General features: G+C 38.8%; 16 protein-coding genes. 11 read left to right on the top strand and 5 right to left on the bottom strand.

Annotated features, from left to right (window positions below):
• Nucleotides 1-243: 243 nt before the first annotated feature.
• Nucleotides 244-399 carry a hypothetical protein gene (locus tag ACWIB3_RS18300; protein WP_454292340.1) on the bottom strand — a complete coding sequence of 52 codons (156 nt, stop codon included), beginning with the start codon at nt 397-399 and terminating at the stop codon, nt 244-246.
• Between the two features lie 630 nt (nt 400-1029).
• Here ACWIB3_RS18300 and ACWIB3_RS18295 point away from each other — a divergent pair.
• From ACWIB3_RS18295 to putP, 5 genes are all read left to right on the top strand, one after another.
• Nucleotides 1030-4206, top strand: a complete 3177-nt coding sequence (locus ACWIB3_RS18295) for a SusC/RagA family TonB-linked outer membrane protein (protein WP_454292339.1) — start codon at nt 1030-1032, stop codon at nt 4204-4206.
• Nucleotides 4207-4218: 12 nt separating this feature from the next.
• Nucleotides 4219-5742: a SusD/RagB family nutrient-binding outer membrane lipoprotein gene (locus ACWIB3_RS18290; RefSeq protein WP_454292338.1), complete on the top strand. Its 1524-nt coding sequence runs from the start codon at nt 4219-4221 to the stop codon at nt 5740-5742.
• Nucleotides 5743-5786: 44 nt separating this feature from the next.
• A complete protein-coding gene (locus ACWIB3_RS18285) occupies nt 5787-7259 on the top strand; it encodes a S10 family peptidase (protein ID WP_454292337.1) in 1473 nt (490 codons plus the stop codon).
• Nucleotides 7260-7322: 63 nt separating this feature from the next.
• On the top strand, nt 7323-10196 hold the full coding sequence (locus tag ACWIB3_RS18280; protein WP_454292336.1) for a tetratricopeptide repeat protein: 2874 nt from the start codon (nt 7323-7325) through the stop codon (nt 10194-10196).
• A 25-nt stretch (nt 10197-10221) separates the two neighbouring features.
• The gene (putP, locus tag ACWIB3_RS18275; RefSeq protein WP_313261111.1) at nt 10222-11718 is read left to right on the top strand and encodes a sodium/proline symporter PutP; all 1497 of its coding nucleotides are present in this window, start codon (nt 10222-10224) and stop codon (nt 11716-11718) included.
• A 75-nt stretch (nt 11719-11793) separates the two neighbouring features.
• Here the strand turns inward: putP and ACWIB3_RS18270 are convergent, their stop codons facing one another.
• Together ACWIB3_RS18270 and ACWIB3_RS18265 are read right to left on the bottom strand one after the other, a co-directional pair.
• Nucleotides 11794-12642 (bottom strand): TraB/GumN family protein, encoded by an 849-nt coding sequence (locus ACWIB3_RS18270; protein ID WP_185214285.1) that lies wholly within the window; start codon nt 12640-12642, stop codon nt 11794-11796.
• Nucleotides 12643-12781: 139 nt separating this feature from the next.
• Entirely contained in the window at nt 12782-14659 is a 1878-nt protein-coding gene (locus ACWIB3_RS18265; RefSeq protein WP_454292335.1) for a CocE/NonD family hydrolase, read from the bottom strand.
• An 84-nt stretch (nt 14660-14743) separates the two neighbouring features.
• Here ACWIB3_RS18265 and ACWIB3_RS18260 point away from each other — a divergent pair, with 84 nt between their 5' ends.
• The 5 genes from ACWIB3_RS18260 (at nt 14744) to ACWIB3_RS18240 (ending at nt 17595) form a co-directional block, all read left to right on the top strand.
• Nucleotides 14744-15238 carry a DinB family protein gene (locus ACWIB3_RS18260; RefSeq protein ID WP_254530219.1) on the top strand — a complete coding sequence of 165 codons (495 nt, stop codon included), beginning with the start codon at nt 14744-14746 and terminating at the stop codon, nt 15236-15238.
• Between the two features lie 152 nt (nt 15239-15390).
• Nucleotides 15391-15897 (top strand): RNA polymerase sigma factor, encoded by a 507-nt coding sequence (locus tag ACWIB3_RS18255; RefSeq protein ID WP_454292334.1) that lies wholly within the window; start codon nt 15391-15393, stop codon nt 15895-15897.
• Entirely contained in the window at nt 15875-16534 is a 660-nt protein-coding gene (locus tag ACWIB3_RS18250; RefSeq protein ID WP_454292333.1) for a hypothetical protein, read from the top strand. The genes ACWIB3_RS18255 and ACWIB3_RS18250 overlap by 23 nt, the downstream gene beginning before the upstream one ends.
• Before the next feature lie 13 nt (nt 16535-16547).
• Nucleotides 16548-17024: a DUF4252 domain-containing protein gene (locus ACWIB3_RS18245; protein ID WP_185214289.1), complete on the top strand. Its 477-nt coding sequence runs from the start codon at nt 16548-16550 to the stop codon at nt 17022-17024.
• Between the two features lie 19 nt (nt 17025-17043).
• Entirely contained in the window at nt 17044-17595 is a 552-nt protein-coding gene (locus tag ACWIB3_RS18240; protein ID WP_454292332.1) for a DUF4252 domain-containing protein, read from the top strand.
• A 73-nt stretch (nt 17596-17668) separates the two neighbouring features.
• Here the strand turns inward: ACWIB3_RS18240 and sucD are convergent, their stop codons facing one another.
• Nucleotides 17669-18541, bottom strand: coding sequence for a succinate--CoA ligase subunit alpha (gene sucD, locus ACWIB3_RS18235; RefSeq protein WP_093098465.1), 873 nt, complete (start codon nt 18539-18541; stop codon nt 17669-17671).
• Nucleotides 18542-18614: 73 nt separating this feature from the next.
• Entirely contained in the window at nt 18615-19154 is a 540-nt protein-coding gene (locus ACWIB3_RS18230) for an RNA methyltransferase (protein ID WP_185214291.1), read from the bottom strand.
• Between the two features lie 118 nt (nt 19155-19272).
• Between ACWIB3_RS18230 and rpsT the strand changes: the two genes are divergently transcribed.
• Nucleotides 19273-19527 carry a 30S ribosomal protein S20 gene (gene rpsT, locus ACWIB3_RS18225; RefSeq protein WP_093098462.1) on the top strand — a complete coding sequence of 85 codons (255 nt, stop codon included), beginning with the start codon at nt 19273-19275 and terminating at the stop codon, nt 19525-19527.
• Nucleotides 19528-19669 lie beyond the last annotated feature (142 nt).

Genomic DNA, 19669 nt, shown 5'->3' with positions numbered 1-19669 from the left:
GATGGTATTGCCGTAACAGGTGGGAGAGTAGGTCGGTGCCTAATTTTATACGGGAGCCCGCTGTCAACAGACAGCGGGCTTTCTGTTTTTAGGGGTATTCTATATGTATATATCCGTGCAGCAGGGAAGGGCATGCCGGCGGGTATGCCATACGCCAATACGGTACCGGGGCCGTTCAGGGCGGGATATTGTCCATCACGCTCAAGGTCAGCTTAGGGCGCATTGTGTTGCGCAAATACGGTATTAGGGCCATCCTCGTGGGATATTGTAATCATGGTCCTGGAATATCCTCCCATCCCATAAATCCTGGTCCGTTCCCAGTTCTTGGTCCATCCTCTCATCCTTTGCATCCTGGTTCAAATCCAACCCATCCTGATGCAAACCTATCCTTCCTTCCAAAAACCTTCTATCTTTCCGCTACTTTTATATTATTCTATTAGGAAAATGAATCACAGGAACTTTTACTGAATGCTTTTTAGAATTTAATAAATCCTAGGGTTAATATTAGTTATATAATTTTAATTTTCAAGGGTTGTCCAATATTTAACATTTTTCAATAAATGTATGGTTTTGGCCATACACCTCCTTGCTTTTACCGGAAATGGATAATAAATCTACGTTTTTGATAGATTATAGCAAGTTTGTGACGTAATTTAATTTTGGTTATAAACCTATTTTGTCCATTCGTTTACTTATCTATTCAACTTCCAAAATATCTTTATCTCGACTATTTTATGGATTATTTTTTTTTATATCTTGGATTCAATAATTAGCCGATAAGCCAAAATTTCACTTTGCCGACATTTCAATTTAATTAATCAGATAGGTGTGGAGACCTATTATATAATATTAAGCTTATTGAATTAACCTATTTTATGATGTTTATGGAAAACAAATCATTGCCACCTTAGCTGCTTTTAGTTGCATAATAATTAAAACAATAATTTACTAATAACAATTTATATAAAAACTTAAATTATGAGATGGAATAAACCTAATGACGTTCCAAACATAAATTACCTAAAGCCTATGAAATTTTTAAAACTTGTACTTTGTTCGAGTTCAATATTGTTCATGGCGCAAGCTGAGGCCACACCTCACTATCTTTGGAAAACAGATAAAATAGAATCGAATCTGGATTATTCTTTTGAATTGCCGCAACAGGTTACCGTCAGGGGACAGTTAGTGGATGAGCAAGGTGCTCCAGTTTCAAATGCTTCTATTTTGGTTAAAGGCACTAATGAAGGTGCAAAGTCTGATGAGGAAGGTAAATTCTCTTTTCAAACGGGGAAAGCAAAAGGGATCTTGGTCATCAGTCATATGAGTTATGAAACGAAGGAAGTGCCAATCAACACAGCTTCACAGATGAAGATTGTATTGATAGAAAATTCATCCACCAATATTGAAGAGGTTGTGGTTACCTCATTTGGTATTAAACGTGATCGTAAGACTTTGGGATATGGGGTAGCAGAAGTTAAAGCTGATGAGCTTTCCAAAGCTCCTACTCCAGATGTGACCAATGCACTTGCTGGTAGATTATCAGGTGTACAAGTTAGCGGTGCAGGTGGTGGATTTGGAGGTTCTAATATTACGATTAGAGGTTTCTCTACTTTCACAGGAAGTAACCAACCCTTATATGTGGTAGATGGTATTCCTTTGGATAATTCTGGTGGTGGTAACTCAGGTAACTCCGGTGTTATCAATTCTAGTCGTATTTCGGATATCAACCCTCAGGATATCGAATCCATGAGCGTTCTGAAGGGTGCTGCCGCTACCGTTCTTTATGGTTCGAGAGCTGCTTCCGGAGTAATTTTGATTACTACCAAGAAGGCTAAGAAAGGAGTTAAGAATCAAATTTCTGTTGGTACCAACACAGGTGTTGGGATTGTTTCCAGAATGCCAGCCTTTCAAAATGAATATGCGCAAGGTAGTAACGGAATTTATAATAACTCTGTAACGGGTTCTTGGGGACCAAAAATAGCTGGACAAGAGGTAACCAACTGGTTTGGTGAGAAAGAAAATCTACAGGCCTATCCTGATAATATCAGTGATATCTTACAAAATTCTGTAAGTTCTGTAAACGATTTAAGCTTTACGGGTTCTGGCGAAAAATATGATTATCGCGTATCCTACGGTTATACCGTTGAAACTGGTCTAATACCTAGTAATAAGCTAACCAGAAATAACATTTCTGTCAATGCTTCAACGGATCTTACCGAGAAATTTAAAGTAGGTACTTCATTTTCTTATGTAAATAACGTTTCCGATCGAACTCAGGCTGGTAACCAAGGTGCCAATCCGCTTTGGAGAGGTATCTATACACCAAGAAGTTATGATTTGACCAATTTACCATTTAAAAATGCGGAAGGAAACCAATTATGGTTTGCGCCAGAGGATCATCCATACTGGTCGATCGAAAATGTTAGAAATAACAATGAGGTTAATCGTTTCTATGGTAACATCAACCTGAAATATGATTTTCTTGAATGGTTAACAGCCGATTTAAAAGTGGGTGCCGATGTTTTCAGTATGGTATCCAAAGGCTTTGATAATAAAGGTATCCGCAGTAATGGTAATACGAGCTCAGCTGGAGCCGGTGGTGTTCAAGACCGTAATGTGTCAATGAAAAATATCAACTCCTATTTTACCTTAACGGCAAATAAGAAGGTTTTTGATAACTGGAATTTGATCGCTACGGTGGGTAATGAAATGATTGCAAACAATAGAAATACTTTACAGTCTACTGGTTTAGGTATTGTATTGCCAGATTTTGATAACCAAAGTAATTTCTTGACCTATAATACTTCAGGAAACATCAATCAGAACAGACAAGTAGGGGTATTTGCGGATGTGGTGATGGATTATAAATCCTATTTATCCTTGAACGTAAAGGCAAGGAATGACTTTTCATCTACCCTATCAAAAGGAAACCGTTCCATCTTTTATCCAGCAGCAGCAGTGAGTTTAGTGTTGACAGAGGCATTCCCAAGTTTGAAATCGAATGTTCTGACCATGGCTAAAGTACGTGCAAACGTAGGTGAAGTAGGTAAAGGAACAGAACCGTATGCTACCAATACCTATTTTGGTAGAGCAAGTGCTTCTGATGGTTTCGTTTCAACCTTGGTAAGCTTTCCATTTAATGGCTTAGCTGGTTATACCTTGAATAATAGTGCTGGGAATAAAGAATTAAGACCAGAATTTACGAGAGAGTATGAATTGGGATTAGATTTATCATTTTACAACGGTAGGGTTAGTTTTGAGGGGTCAGTATACGAAAGAGATACCCGTAACTTAATCTTTGCCGTACCTGCTCCGTCTTCATCGGGTTATACCTCGATGGTAACCAATGCTGGTAGTTTATCGACCAAAGGTGTAGAATTGATGTTGAACTTAGTGCCTGTGCAAAAGGAGAACTTCACTTGGAGATCAGGTCTAAACTTTACAAAATTCAAATCCATTGTTGAGGAATTGGCACCGGGAGTAAGCAATATCTCCATTGGTGGATTTACCTCTCCAAATATTAGATTGGTAGCAGGACAGGAATATGGACAGATCTGGTCAAATGGCTATCAAAGGGATGACCAAGGTAGAATGATCATCAATGCCAATGGATTGCCTAAGCCAACAACCAATGTTCAAAAGGTAGGAAATCCTAACCCTAAATTCAATTTGGGATGGACCAATGACTTTAACTATAAAGACTTGACCTTATCTTTCTTGGTTGACTTTAAATATAAAGGCGATGTGATGTCAAGAACCATTGGAGATTTAAGAATCCAAGGTGTGGCAGAAGAAACAGCGGAATATGAACGTATTGATGCTTCCGGTAATGTGAATAAGCCATATCTATTCGAAGGTGTTTATGAAGATGGTTCAGCAAATACCACTCACGTTTCGGCTCAACAATACTATAGCTTACAAGGTAAATATGTAGCCTGGGAAGGGTATGTATTGGATGCAACCTTTGTAAAATTAAGAGAGGCTAATCTTTCCTATAAGTTGCCAACAAAATGGTTGGAAGGACAGAACTTTATTAAAGGAGTAAATATTTCGGTTTATGGTCGGAACTTGTTTACCTATGCTCCAAATTTCCCACACCTAGATCCAGAACAAAACTTGTTAGGTATCAGTAATGCGAGGGGATTGGAGTTTGGATTCAGTCCTACACCTAGAACGATTGGTGGAAGTGTAAGGTTTAGCTTGTAAAATTGAAACAACATGAAAAAGATATTTAGTTTATTAACAGTCGCAACATTATTAGGAGTAAGCTCATGTAGTTCATTTTTAGATGTAAATGACGATCCTAATAACGTAACAAAAGTTGGGATTAATCAACTACTGCCTTCAGTTACCGTAAATGTCGGTTTCTTTGGAGCTAGTGATGTAATGCGCGTTGGAAATTTATTTGTTCAACAGTTTAGTGGTCAAGGACCAGTTCAAGGCCACGTGGCCTTTAAGGAGTCAGAAAGATATAATATTAACGATTCAGATATGAATGGAGAATGGGTAACCATTTTCGGAACTACATTAAGTGATATATCTGTCTTGATCAAACAGGCTACCGAAGAGGGGAGTCCACATTATGCGGGCGTAGCAAAACTTTTGAAAGCTTATGTATATCAAGTAACAGTAGATGCCTGGGGAGATGTTCCTTATTTTAATGCTTCAATGTTTGAAGAGAACTTAAAACCAGAGGTAGACGATGATGAATTGATCTATAAAGATTTGATCCGTTTAATCGATGAAGGAATTGCAGATATCAATGCCGGGACATCTGTTCTTTCTCCAAATTCGTTTACTTCCATTTATGCTTCAAACAGCTGGGCAGCATCCAAGGAAAAATGGGAGAAATTTGGAAACACCTTAAAATTGAGAATTTACCTGCATTATTCAGCAAAAGATCCTAACTTCTCCAAAACCAAGATGAATGAGCTGATCAATTCAGGCGCAAAATTCTTTGCTAGCAATGAGGATGGATTCATTATGAACTTCTTAAATTCTCCCCAACGTCAGAATCCGATTTACAGTATCGAATCGGGTCAGTTCCGGAATCAGTTCTTGCCTAATCGCTATATCGTTGATCTGATGAACAGCAATCAAGATCCGCGTAGAGAGAGGTACTTTACTCCATTCCCATATTTTTCGAATCCAAAAACCTATAAAGGTTCCAGTGTAATGGATGCGAATATTTCCAGTGAGTATTCCAGATTACATGAGTATTTATATGGAAATGTGACCTCCTTCAATTCTAGCATGGTAGATTCCAAAGGTGCATTGCAAACAGGAGCTATTGCATACGGTGGAGAAGCCCCAGCTCGATTGTTGACCTTTGCGGAGTATAATTTTATCCGTGCCGAGGCAGCATTGATGAACGGAGCAGCAGCACAGGCGCAAACCTTCTATGCCGCAGGGATCAAAGCTTCATTTGACGACAGTAAATTACCAGCGGCAAGTTTGGCTACCTATATGGCTAGCAAGGGAACTTTGGCAGGAACCAATCAGCAAAAACTGGAGCAGATCATTACCGAAAAGTACATTGCCAATTTTGGAGTAGTAGGTGAGCCATGGGCCGATTATAGAAGAACTGGATACCCTGCATTGACACCTTTGAAAAAACCAACTGCAATTTATGATGAAGTTCCGAGGTCATTATTGTACGCGCAATCTGAAGCAAACAATAACCCAAATATCAAGCAGAAAGCAAGTATGCTGGAAAGAGTATTTTGGGATACAAGACAATAATTTATAAATTTCAATTGTAATCAATTATCAACAATATAAACACAATGAAAAGATACATTTTAATATTATCAGCACTAATTATGGCGATTGCTGTACAGGCTCAACGAATGCCATTAGCAGATAGCACAATTGTTACAAAACACAGTGTTACTGCAAATGGACAGAAATTTGGCTATACAGCAAAGACCGGAACACAACCCGTTTGGGATCAAAAAGGCAATGTTTTAGCGACTGTACACTTCACCTATTACACCCGTGATGATATCAGTAACCGTGCAAAGAGACCTTTGGTAATTTCCTTCAACGGTGGTCCTGGTTCAGGTTCAGTTTGGATGCACTTAGCATACACAGGTCCTAGGATTTTAAACATAGATGATGAAGGCTATCCATTACAGCCATATGGTGTTAAGGAAAACCCATATTCAATCTTGGATGTGGCCGATATCGTGTACATTGATCCGATCAATACCGGTTATTCCCGTATTTTAGATGAAAAAGCTGATCGTTCTCTTTTCTTTGGTACCAATGCCGATATCAAATATCTTGCGGAATGGATCAATACCTTTGTGACTAGAAATAACCGTTGGGCATCTCCAAAATATTTAATTGGTGAAAGTTATGGTACCACCCGTGTTTCTGGATTAGCTTTGGAATTACAAAATTCGCAATGGATGTACCTAAATGGGGTAATTTTGGTATCCCCAACTGAATTAGGTATTAAGAGAGAAGGTGCTGTTGAAAAAGCTAACTTTCTACCTTATTATTCTGCTACAGCTTGGTATCATAAAAAACTAGGTCCTGAGTTGCAAAACAGAGATTTAGAAGAGTTTCTTCCAGAGGTAGAGAAGTTCACTATTGAAAAGCTTTTACCAGCGATAGCGAAAGGATCAAGTATTAGTGCAGCAGAAAAATCCGAAATTATCAAGCAGTATTCCAAATATTCTGGATTGTCTGAAACTGTAATTACACAGAATAATTTGGATATCCCAACTGCATTATACTGGAAAGAGTTATTACGTGATCAAGGTAAAACTGTAGGTCGCTTGGATTCCAGATATATTGGAATTGACTTCCGTGATGGTGGGGAACGCCCAGATTATAATTCGGAAATTACATCATGGTTACATTCATTTACTCCGGCCATTAATTATTATTATACCAATGAACTAAACTATAAAGCAGACGTAAAATATAATATGTTCGGACCTGTTCATCCTTGGGACAGAAACAATGATAATACAGGTTATAACCTAAGACAAGCGATGGCAGCTAACCCTTACTTGCATTTAATGGTGCAGTCAGGTTACTATGATGCTGCCTGTGATTATTTCAATGCTAAATATAATATGTGGCAAATGGATCCTTCCGGTAAATTAAAATCAAGAATGAACTGGATTGGATACAGAAGTGGTCACATGATGTACTTACGTAAAGAAGATCTAATCAAAGCGAACGAAGATATTCGTCAATTCATTAAAAAATCTTTACCAGCAGCTGATCAACCAGCTAAATACTAGTGTTTTTTTTAAACGGAGCCAGCCTTTCCCTTCGGGCTGGCTTCTATTTATTTCACTCATACTATGCTATTAAAACGGTTAATTCTTATTCTATTTGTCAGTGTAAATTCTGTACATGCCCAAGACTACATCAATGACACGAAAGCGGTCAGGACCTTCCTTGACCAAGAGAAAGCAAGGTGCATTAAGGAACTCCATTCAAGTTCTAAAACTAAATATGCTACCTTAAATCAGCTCTTGGATCTCGGAGAATGGAACTTGGTGAATCAAGAGTTAATAGTTGGAAAAAATATCAATGCGCAAGAAGCAGCTGTTTTAAAATTTAAATACCATTGGCTTAACAATGATTTCAAGTCTGCAGAAAAGGATCTTTTAAAATTAAGTAAAAAGGATCAGGCGGACCTGAAAGTACAACGTGCCTTTGCCATTCTAAAAATTGAAGCTTGGGAACTGGAAACTGCTGAGCATATGAGTAAAGCGCTATTGCAAAAGCATCCTAATGACATCGAAACAAACCTGGTTTTGGGTAGAGCTTTGATGCTGCAGAAAAAGTACCCTGAAGCTTTAGCGTTAGCCAATAGCCTTATTGAAAAAATGCCTAACCTTGCGGCTGGGTATTTTTTGAAAGCTGATGTTTTCTTCTGGGATCAAAAACCAAAGGATGCGGAAGAGGTTTTGGTAAAAGGGCTCAAGTTAAACCCGCTGAACGCTGATGCCAGATTTTATTATGGATATGCTATTTGGAGGAGAATTGATGCCACTCAATTAGGAGATATGGTTGCCCAATGGGAAATTGCATTAGCGCTCAATCCATTGCATTTTCAGTCGCATTGGCATCTGGGAAATGGTCATACCAATTTGACCTATGCCGATTATGTAGATGAAAATGAAAAAACAATCAGACAAGAGCTGGAAACTGCCGATGAATTGTTTACTGCTAATAAAATTGAGGCGGCACTTGAAAAGGTGGATCAAATAGTAAAAGCGCATCCAAATTCTGTATTACCGGAGATGCATAAAGCATCCCTGCTGTATGGTGATTTTGATGCTACTGATCGAGAACAGAGGTTAGATAAAGCGGAGCAGATTTTCTTAAATATCTTAAAAGAAAAGCATCATTATGGACCGGCGCACAATGGTTTGGCAGCAGTAATCAAATCAAAGAGAATTCCTTACCTAAATACTTATCCAAGTATAAGTGCGGCAATAAAGAATCCTAAGATTAGCAACATGGACGATTTCCTGGAAGTATTTCCTGATCTCGCCTATTACCCTGGTCATGTTGCGAAAGGTATGGCTTGGAATCAATTATATACCTCTACGGTATATTTTCCTTTTCTGGTAAAACAGCATCGTGTATTTGTTGTACCGCCCTTGCACATCGACTTGGCCTTAGCTATGAAAGCCCCTTATTTCAGGTTTAATTCAACGTTTGACAACCGTCAGTGGATGGATATCCGTGGGGTAGGTTCTGGAGCAGCGGCCATTGAATACGTGGAACGTGGTGCCTTTCAGGAAAGAAACGTAATCCTACATGAATATGTACATCTTTTCCATGGACAGGTATTGACGGATAAACAGAACAGAAAGATCCGTGAGCTTTATTATAATGCCATGGAAAATGGCCTTACCCTTGATTATTATTCGCAGAACAATGAATCTGAATATTTAGCTCAGACCTATCCAGCCTATTTTGAAAAGGTTAAAGTTCATCCCTTGGATTTTAAATCGATGAATACCTTGAACGACCTGAAAACCAAGGATCCCAAGATGTATGCTTTTTTGGATGATATGATCAGCAAGGAAAAAGCATATTTGGCAGGTGATAAACAGGCCATGGCATCAAATTGGTCAGAAGTTTATGTGAATCTGGCAAGAAATTCTGCGAAGAATGACTTGAAGGAGGCTTATGCTTACTTGGATACGGCTCTACAATATGATCAGCAATATTTACCCGCTTTTGTTGATTATGCAGATTATTTGTTGTCGGAAGGTAAATATGATGAAGCTTCAAATCGATTGAAAGCGGCAAAGGCGATCGATGCCAATTATGCTCCTATATATTCGATTGAGGGGAACATCCTTATGGCCACTCAAACTAATAACTTAGCTGCCCAGGCAGCCTTGCTCAAAAAGGCCTATGATATCGAGGTTGATTATATGGAGAAAGCTAAAAACTCCGGAATCTTGAGGAATTTCTATTTCCAACGCGGAATGTTGAAGCAAGCCATGGACGTAGCGGATGAATATGTGAAAAATGGTTCGGAAATATCCACTTATTTAAGAGATAGAAAAGATGATTCCAAGACTTTCAAAGCCTGGCAGAAATCATTGCTGGGATATGAGGAGGAGATTGCTGTTCTATCACATTTGGCGGCCCAGAAACCACAGAATTATTTGATCCGTACGCAACATATTGAGGCTTTGACTGCGAATGGAAAATATGATGAAGCCTTGAAAAACCTACAACAGATCTATCGTACCTTGCAAGCTTCTCAAGTAAACAGACCAGAGTTTGAATTGCTTTTTGCTGAAGTTTATGCCAAACAGGGAAAAACTAAGGAATTGAATGAGTTCTTGGACAAATTGATGGTGAGAGGTGGTGACCCGATCAGATTGGAGCCTCTATATAACCAAAGGTTAGTAAGGTTATTGGCTGATAATAATAGATTGGAGGAAGCTAAGGTATTTCATCAGAAATTAAAAGCGAATACCACTTTGTTTTATAAATCATCCGATTTAGTTAGCCGGGCCTTGATCAATTTAAAAGAAAACAAATCGGACGAAGCATTAAGTCTTCTGGACGAAGCACTTGGGATATATCCTTACGAGGTTGACGGCATCAAATTGTTGAAGGAGTTAGGGAAATCTAATGCCAAAGCGGATAATATTTTAACTAATCGTTTAAAAGGAATGGAAATTCCAGCAATTTTATAGCATCTTTACAAATTAAAATTATTACATGAATACATACGAATTAATTTCCATTGGCCTTTATATGCTATTAATGGTTCTGATAGGGCTTTATTCCTGGAAGAAATCAACGAGTAACTCAGAAGAGTTTTTAATTGGAGGTCGTAAAATGGGCGCTGCAGTAACAGCATTGTCTGCTGGTGCTGCGGATATGAGTGGTTGGTTATTGATGGGATTGCCCGGCGCCATGTATGCCGCTGGATTATCCAGTTCTTGGATAGCCATTGGATTGACAACGGGAGCATTTCTAAATTATGTTTTAGTAGCGCCAAGGTTGAGGGTTTACACGGAGGTTGCCAAGAATTCCATTACCATCCCTGTCTTCTTTGAAAACAGGTTTCATGATAAGACCCAATTGCTAAAAATCGCATCTTCTGTATTTATTCTAGTGTTCTTTACACTTTATACCTCTGCAGGTATGGTTTCAGGAGGACGTTTATTTGAATCGGCCTTTAATATGGATTATTATACTGGTTTGTATGTAACGACCTTTGTCGTGGTTCTATATACCTTCTTGGGCGGTTTCTTAGCTGTGAGCTTAACAGACTTCGTGCAAGGTACCATTATGGTTACGGCTCTTGTGATATTGCCTATCGTGATGGTTACCCAGATCGGTGGATTGGGTGAAACCTTTAATATTATCGATACTAAAAATTCAGATTACCTTGATTTGTTTAAAGGGACAACCACTATTTCCATAGTTTCCTTACTTGCTTGGGGCTTAGGCTATTTTGGTCAACCGCATATCTTGGTTCGTTTTATGGCTATTGATAACGTTAAGGACATTCCAAAAGCAAGAAATATCGGGATTACCTGGATGATCTTTACCGTGGGAGGAGCTATGTTGGTAGGTCTATTTGGTATTGCCTATTTAGCCAAATTTGATACGGCTACCATGACTAAATTTGATGGTTCAAAAGAGATGGCTGAAACCATCTTTATCTATACCTCCAGAGTGTTGTTCCATCCATTGATCGGTGGATTCTTGCTGTCTGCTATCTTGGCTGCAGTTATGAGTACCATTTCTTCTCAATTATTGGTGACTTCAAGTTCCATGACGGAAGATATCTATAGGACCTTTTTCAATAAGCAAGCATCCGCAAAGACCATGTTGCAAGTCAGCAGGCTGTCTGTTTTGATCGTTGCAGTAATTGCTCTTTTATTATCCCTAAATCCGAAAGATAGTATTTTGAATTTGGTTGGAAATGCATGGGCTGGATTCGGAGCAGCTTTTGGACCGATAGTATTATTATCCCTGTTGTGGAAAAGGACCACAGCTATGGCAGGATTGCTTGGAATGTTAGTTGGAGGTGCCGTAGTTTTATTGTGGGTATATGTTCCGCACAACTATAAGGAGGTTTATGAAATGATCCCTGGCTTTATTTTGAGCTTTTTGACCATTGTCATTGTTTCCTTATTATCAAAACCTGTGAGTCAGGAAATTCAGGATGAGTTCGATGAAGTAAAACGCATCGTCAAATCATAGATAAACAACAGATTGATTATTAAGCGCTGATCGAATTCGATCAGCGCTTTGCTTTTTTAGGGTAATCTCGTTGGATTAAAGAACAGGGGTCACTTTATATCCTTTGTCCTTCAATAATTGAATGACACCATTTTTGCCTAATAAATGACCTGCACCAACTGCAAAGAAAGTTGAGTTGTTGTTCATCATTTCAGGCATTTTGTTTATCCATTCTTGGTTTCTTTTGGTCAACATCATTTCCTCTTTTTCAGGGCTCATTGAAGATGTCTTAAATAACAACTCTTCCACTTGCCCAACTTCATTATTGAAGTATTTTGAAACCAATTGTTTAGTTTGTTCCTTCATTTTATCTAAATCCCTCAAATAGGTATAAAGGTCTTCCGCCTTGAAGAATTCGTTCATGAGATTGATCTGAAATTCTGCTGTTTCCAATTCGTCAACTGGTTTGCCAGCAGCTCCTTCCAATTTCAACAATTCCAATTCCATGGATTTTATATCCCTAGGATCTTGACAATCGAACGCCTGCATGGATAAAAGTGAAATAAGGACCGCTGGGCCTACCTGATCCAACATCGCTGGAGATAGGTTCTTGGCGGTTAGTACGCTATCGATCAGTTGTTTCTTTTCTGGAGCCAAGCCGTCAAAGAAACCTGGTACTGGTCCGATATGGGCCTGTAATGATTTTACAGTTTCTGGATTGCTAGCATTTAGTTCTAGGGCAATACGGTCAGTTGTTTTTACGGCTTCTTTTATTTTGTCTTCCATTTTGAAATCAGGACCACATGCCATGTGAATGGTTCCAAGGACATACGAATCCTTTTTTAACCCGTTTCCGGAAATTTTCCAAAGGAATGTCTCTTTGTTCTGGGCAAATAAGGCAATAGTCATCATAAATGCCATTGCAGTAAGAATGAGTTTTTTCATATTGTTTTAGTGTAAATTCAAATAGTAAGTATATGACCAAGATTATTTGTTACAATAAATGTGCAAATAATTGTGAATGGTATTTCAAAGACATAAAAAAGGGACGAATTTAAATCGTCCCTTTCTATTGTTTTCCAGTTTACAACTTGAAATCTCCAAGAGTTTCAAATTTGATTTTACTTGGATGGTTTTTGTCAAAGTATAACTTATGGGTGTTCTTGATATAATCTTCAGCCTTAGCCTTGTAGATATCCATAAATTGGTTGGGATTTCTGTCCGCTAATGGGAACCAGGTATGTTGGATCTGCACCATGATTTTGTGGCCTGGTTTGAAAGTGTGGGCTACATCTGGAAGCACAACACGCACAGGCGTGATTTCATTAGGTTTGAATGCCTCTGGATTACTGAAGCTATTACGGAACTTGCCGCGTAAAATTTCTCCTCTTACCAACATTTGGTAATTAGGCATTACGACCTTTTCGTTCACTGCAGATGTTGCAGAAGTAGTGTCTGGATATACATCGATGATCTTAACGATAAAGTCTGCATCGGTACCCGTCATGGATACATTGAGGTCTGCAACAACCGGACCTGCCATGGTGATAGCTGATGTTAATGTTTCAGTCTCAAATACAATTACATCTGGGCGATTTGCCACGAAACGTTGATCTGCGATCATATATTCCCTGGTTCTGTTTTCAATCAGCCCTTCTTGAAAAGGAACAGGTTTGTTTGGATCACTCACATATTCCACGAAGGATTCGGCTTGATCGTCTGCTGCCTTTGAAATCTTTCCGTTTGCATTCAGGAAAAGTTCACTTGTTTGAGCATCCTTTGGTGGCCATTGGTCAAAATTCTTCCATTCATTGGCTCCTGTGAAAAAGATATTGGCTTCAGCAGGATTGAAGGAACCTTCACCTTTTAGATAGTATTCGAAGAAAGGTGCTTCAAATTTCTTTTGGTAGTCCAAGCTTGTTTTTTGTCCAAAGCGGATGTCTCCAAAATGATCACCTTCTCCACGAACCCATCCGCCATGGAACCAAGGTCCCATGACCAAAATGGAATTGTTCTTTTTGTTGCGTTTTTCGATTTGCTTATAGGTTTCAAAGGCGCCATAGGTATCCTCTGCATCGTAAAGTCCGCCAACCACCATTACAGCAGGTTTAACGTCGTTTAGGTGATTGGTGATAGTTCTTGCTACCCAGAATGTGTCTAGGGTGCTGTGCTTAGCCAAATTGTCCCAGAACTTAACGGTATGGCTTAAATATTCATTCTTTAATCCAGATAGGGTTGGGTTGTCCAAGAAGAATTTGTAAAGGTCTTTTGATGGTAATTGGAATCCTTTTGGTCCATTTTCATTGGTAATAGGTTTTGGTCTTGGGGCATCAAAGGAATACATGAATCGGAATGCATCAGCCAAGAACAGGGCTCCTCCATGATGAAAATCGTCGCCGATGAACCAGTCTGTAACTGGAGCTTGTGGAGAAACCGCCTTTAAGGCAGGGTGACTGCCGACCAAACTAACCGTAGAATAAAAGCCAGGGTAGGAGATACCATATATCCCAACTTTACCATTGTTGCCTTTTAAATTCTTGACCAACCAATCTATGGTGTCATAAGTGTCCGTACTTTCATCAATTGTATGTTTGTTTTCTTTGGTTTTAGTTGGGCGAATGTCTTCAAAAGTACCTTCACTCATCCATTTACCACGTACATCTTGATAGACGAAGATATAGCCATTCTTCATCATCTCTGGAAAATTCCCTAAACTGGCCTTGAATTTCCCTTCGCCATAGGGGGCAACGGTATAAGGAGTTCGGTTCAGCATGATAGGATATTTCTTCGACTTGTCTTTAGGGCTGTAGATTGAGGTGAACAGCCGTGTACCATCTCTCATGGTGATGTACTGTTCGGTTTTGTCATAATGCGTTTTTACATAATCGGCATTGGCATCCTGACCTTTGCTTTGTATACCCAATAGGAGGAAAAGGATACAAAGAATTAATAATTTCTTCATTTGGATAGGTTTTTTAATTTAGTTTAATAAGGTTAAAGTTATACTTTTTTTGATAACTTAGGTTAACATTAATACATTATTTATATGAGCATTAAAGAAGGATTTTTGGTAGAATTGGAGCGCGAAACCAATAACACAAGAAGGATCTTAGATCGATTGAAAGATGAGGACTTGTCTTTTAAACCTCATGAAAAATCCATGTCATTAGGCAATTTAGCAGGGCATATTGTTGAGCTCCATAACTGGGTTTCTGATGCTTTGACGAAGAACGATTTTAACCTAGCAACAGACTATAAACCATTTCACCCGAGCAGTGTGGAGGAACTTAAGAAATCATTGGATGAAGGCTATAAAAGGAATGAAAAAACTTTAGATGAATTTCCTGAGGAGGATTGGTTCAGCAAATGGACGATGAGGGTGGATACCTATGTGGTAGGCGAAATGCCAAAACTAGGCGCTCTTCGCTTTGTCATCAATAATCATTTGATCCATCATAGAGGTCAGTTAAGTGTTTACCTAAGGTTGTTAGATATTCCTGTACCAGGTTTGTATGGACCTTCGGCAGATGAAAAGAAATAGGTAGATTTCAAAAGAATTAAATGCCAGGAGAATTTCTTCTGGCATTTTTTGTTGCTGAAAATAAGTGATTTATGGTTATTTTTCAGTTTTTTTATTTTTTGATGTAATAGAAGGGCAGCGTAGTTTGTCTTGTTAATAAATAAGCAATAATAATGATGAACCAAGAGACCTTTAAAAATACGGTATTTGTCCTGAAGGATAAGCTTTACCGGTTTGCAAATAGGTTTCTGGAACATCAGGAAGACGCTTATGATCTGGTACAAGAGGTGATGCTGAAACTGTGGGAGCAGAGGGGTCAATTGACACAGTTGAAAAGTATTGAAGCTTTTGCCATGCAAATGGTCAGGAATTTGGCTTGCAACAAAATTGATAAACTGGGAAGGCATGCGAAATATCTAAATCAATTGCCCGCAGATGTTCAAAAAGAAAAGTATCCAGCGATGACCAAAGAGCTAATCTTGAAAATGATCGATGAATTGCCGGAAAAGCAAAGATTGGTGATGTACTTAAGGGATATTGAAGAGTATGAAATAGTAGACATCGCCGAGATGGCAGGACTTGAAGAAAATGCAGTCAGGGTGAATTTATCAAGAGCTAGAAACAGCATAAGAATAAACTTAACTAAGGTTTTTGAATATGAAAAGAGAAGAATTGGATAAGCTGAGAGCTAAATACTGGGAAGGAAAATCTTCCCTGGAGGAAGAACGTAGGCTGAAGGAATTGGAAGATGAAGAATTCTTTTCCATGCTCAGAAAACCCGAGGAAAAGATGGACTGGGATTTTGAGAGCTTTATGGATCTGGCCGAAAAAGAAATGCCAGCTGAGAAGAAAATTATTCCATTGTCTCGAAAGATCATCATGCTGACTAGCATCGCGGCTTCATTGCTGTTGGGTTTTTTCTTGATCCGTCAATTCAATGATCAAAAGGATAATCAGGCAATCAATAAAGTTGCTGTATCACATGAAAGTCCTAAGGCTCTGAACGTGGAGTCGCCAAAGAGCACTCCTGCAGAGCTAGTTGAGTTGAAGGGTCCGAGTGTCCAGGTTGAAAGCAAGGAGCCTATAAAAAGCGTGCAATTGGCCTCTACACGGAAGTCAAAAGAGCAGGTTCCAGAAACTATGCAAACAAACCCCGGTCCGGATGAGGATTTGTATGTGGAGGTCAATGGTGTCAGGATCTATGACGAAGAGAGAGCCCTTGAAGTGACTGAGACAGCTCTACATTTCGCGGCATCGAATCTGAAAAAAGGGATGGAGGGTGTTGAAAACATTAAGTATCTAAAAATTGAAATCTAAAAAAATGAAAACTATGAAAACGTTCATGTTAATAATCAGCCTATTTGTGGCAAGCATGGCACAGGCTCAGATCTCTAAGCTAGATCAAATCTTTGAGCAATATAAGGAACAAAAAGGGGTTACTTCGATCAAGATTGGAAAACCTATGTTCAAGATGTTGAACAAAATGAAAATCAATGATGCCGATGTGGAAACCATCAAACCCTTATTGAGCAAGATCAATTCCATCAAGATGTTGGTTTTTGAAAACGCAGGTTCTGCCATCCAAAAGGAAGTTAGTTCTGCCATTGGAAACCTTAAATATGAAGAATTATTGGTGATCAATTCTGATGGAGACAAAATCCGGTTCTTGGCTGAAAATGTTGAAGGTGATTTCCTGAACAACCTTTTGCTAAGTATCAACTCCGACGAAGAAACAGTCTTTATGATCCTTGACGGTTCCTTAAAATACGATGATATCAATGCCCTTGTAAACAATAACGATAACTAACCTTAATAACACTAACATTATGAAACGCTACATTGGAATTATTTGTGCCGCTATTATTTTCTTCAGCATGCAGAGCTGCATGATCAAGAGGGGTGCTAACATGGATTTCGCAAAAGGTACTAAACTCTCAGCTGATGCTGAAATTGTATCAATCAATGTTCCAGGTATCCTGATGAAAACATTTATCCGTGGAAAGATCAGGGAATTGCGTGAAGATGATCCTGCACTAGCCCTGGCATTGAAAAAGATCAAGAAAATTAAATTGATGGCAGTTTCAGGCGGTGGAAGGAATTCCAACCTTTCCGATAAATTCAACAGTTATCTGGTGAAAAATGATTTCGAGGAGCTGATGAGTATCTATAGTGACGGCTCAAAAATCTCCATCAACACAAAAACAAAAGGGGATAGGATAAAAAGTGTAATGCTTGGCATCACTGACGATGAGGATCAAGTGTTTGTAGATCTGAAGTCTGATATCAATCTCAATGAACTCAATCAATTGATTGAGCATTATGAAAGTACTCAGCAAGATAAAAAGGAAAAGGAAGAAGATCCTTCAGAACAATCTTAAGTTTCGTTGTTTAGTTAATAAAAAAGCCTGGCTCATTTGAGTCAGGCTTTCTTTATGATTTTCGCTGTTAGAATTATTTAGCTAATTCTTCAGCAATTGCTTTTCCAATTTCAGCAGGTGATTCAACCACACGGATACCGCACTCTTCCATGATTTTCATCTTAGCAGCAGCAGTATCATCTGCACCACCAACGATAGCACCAGCGTGACCCATACGGCGTCCTGGAGGCGCTGTTTGTCCAGCGATGAAACCAACAACAGGTTTAGTTCCGTTTTCCTTGATCCAACGAGCAGCTTCAGCTTCCATACCACCACCGATCTCACCGATCATGATGATACCTTTAGTTTCAGGGTCGTTCATCAACAATTCAACAGCTTCTTTGGTAGTAGTTCCAATGATTGGGTCACCACCGATACCGATTGCTGTAGTGATACCTAATCCTGCTTTCACAGTTTGGTCTACTGCTTCGTAAGTTAAAGTACCTGATTTAGATACAACACCTACAGAACCTTTTTTGAAGATGAAACCTGGCATGATACCGATCTTAGCTTCTTCAGCAGTGATGATACCAGGACAGTTAGGACCGATTAAACGTGAGTTTTTGTCGCTCAAGTAAGATTTTACTTGAATCATGTCTTTTGTTGGAATACCTTCGGTAATACAAACAATTAAAGCAATACCAGCAGCAGCAGCTTCCATGATAGCGTCAGCAGCAAATGCAGGTGGAACAAAAATAATAGAAACATTTGCACCTGTAGCATCAACAGCATCTTGAACTGTGTTGAATACTGGGCGGTCTAAGTGTGTTTGGCCACCTTTACCAGGAGTAACACCACCTACTACGTTTGTACCGTACTCAATCATTTGAGACGCATGATAAGTACCTTCGTTTCCGGTAAAACCTTGAACGATTACTTTGGAATCTTTATTTACTAATACACTCATTTTGTCTTATTTTTTGCAACGCAAATCTACTATTTTGATATGACTTCTAAAAATCAGATAGGTAGGTATTTTGTTATTTTTTAATAAACTTGGTTTTATTGATTAAATCCCACAGTACTATACCTATGGTAACAGAAACATTGAAGGAATGTTTTGTTCCAAATTGAGGAATTTCTAAGGTGCCATTGGCTAATGAAATGATATCCTCTTCCACGCCATGCACCTCATTGCCAAATACTACCGCATACTTCTTGCTTGTTACAGGCTCAAAGGTCTCTAAAGAGACACTATTGTTGGTTTGTTCGATCGCATAAACTTCAAAACCTTCTGCTTTTAGTTTTTTGATGGCTTCGACACTATCCTTTTCGTACTCCCAAGTAACGGACTGGGTTGCTCCCAAGGCTGTTTTCTCAATTTCACGATGCGGTGGAGTAGCAGTAATACCACATAAAACGATCTTATCGATAGCAAAGGCATCTGCAGTACGAAAGGCCGAGCCAACATTGTGCATGCTCCTCACATTGTCCAAAACAATGACCAAGGGAGTTTTCTCTTGAGATTTAAAGGTTTCAACATCAACTCGATTGAGCTGATCCATGGATAATTTTTGCATCTTGCAAAGATAATGATTTCGAAAAATTAAAAATGATTTTGAATATTAGATTTTCTGTGCTATTTTTGCAGTCCGAAATAAAGTATAAAAGATTTAAAATATTATATAGCTAAGAGAAATGGCAAATCATAAATCGTCGATCAAAAGAATTAGAGCTAACGCTGCGAAGCGTTTAAGAAACCGTTACCAAGCGAAAACTACTCGTAACGCAATCAAGAAATTACGTAACACTACTTCAGCAGAAGAAGCTAAAGAATTATTGCCACGCGTGGTATCTATGCTTGATCGTCTTGCAAAGAAGAATGTTATCCACAAGAAAAAAGCTTCTAACAACAAGTCTAAGTTGACTAAATTCGTTAACAAATTAGCGTAATCTAAGCTTTTTTTATAAAATATTTTAGGGGTGTTTTAAAACATCCCTTTTCTTGTTTGTATACTTTTCTGATTCTGTGTTCCGTATTCCTAGGTGGAATATCATGAGCACCATAAAAAAAGCTGCGCTGACCAAAAGGCTG

This window comes from Sphingobacterium sp. NPDC055431 (assembly GCF_053644255.1).
This window is presented reverse-complemented; position numbering and strand designations above follow the sequence as displayed.

Coding starts and splice junctions, on each gene's coding strand:
- ACWIB3_RS18240 (WP_454292332.1), top strand. CDS start 17,044: ATGAAACGCTACATTGGAATTATTTGTGCCGCTATTATTTTCTTCAGC.
- ACWIB3_RS18245 (WP_185214289.1), top strand. CDS start 16,548: ATGAAAACGTTCATGTTAATAATCAGCCTATTTGTGGCAAGCATGGCA.
- rpsT (WP_093098462.1), top strand. CDS start 19,273: ATGGCAAATCATAAATCGTCGATCAAAAGAATTAGAGCTAACGCTGCG.
- ACWIB3_RS18250 (WP_454292333.1), top strand. CDS start 15,875: ATGAAAAGAGAAGAATTGGATAAGCTGAGAGCTAAATACTGGGAAGGA.
- ACWIB3_RS18280 (WP_454292336.1), top strand. CDS start 7,323: ATGCTATTAAAACGGTTAATTCTTATTCTATTTGTCAGTGTAAATTCT.
- ACWIB3_RS18265 (WP_454292335.1), bottom strand. CDS start 14,659: ATGAAGAAATTATTAATTCTTTGTATCCTTTTCCTCCTATTGGGTATA.
- putP (WP_313261111.1), top strand. CDS start 10,222: ATGAATACATACGAATTAATTTCCATTGGCCTTTATATGCTATTAATG.
- ACWIB3_RS18295 (WP_454292339.1), top strand. CDS start 1,030: ATGAAATTTTTAAAACTTGTACTTTGTTCGAGTTCAATATTGTTCATG.
- ACWIB3_RS18255 (WP_454292334.1), top strand. CDS start 15,391: ATGATGAACCAAGAGACCTTTAAAAATACGGTATTTGTCCTGAAGGAT.
- ACWIB3_RS18285 (WP_454292337.1), top strand. CDS start 5,787: ATGAAAAGATACATTTTAATATTATCAGCACTAATTATGGCGATTGCT.
- ACWIB3_RS18230 (WP_185214291.1), bottom strand. CDS start 19,154: ATGCAAAAATTATCCATGGATCAGCTCAATCGAGTTGATGTTGAAACC.
- ACWIB3_RS18290 (WP_454292338.1), top strand. CDS start 4,219: ATGAAAAAGATATTTAGTTTATTAACAGTCGCAACATTATTAGGAGTA.
- ACWIB3_RS18270 (WP_185214285.1), bottom strand. CDS start 12,642: ATGAAAAAACTCATTCTTACTGCAATGGCATTTATGATGACTATTGCC.
- sucD (WP_093098465.1), bottom strand. CDS start 18,541: ATGAGTGTATTAGTAAATAAAGATTCCAAAGTAATCGTTCAAGGTTTT.
- ACWIB3_RS18260 (WP_254530219.1), top strand. CDS start 14,744: ATGAGCATTAAAGAAGGATTTTTGGTAGAATTGGAGCGCGAAACCAAT.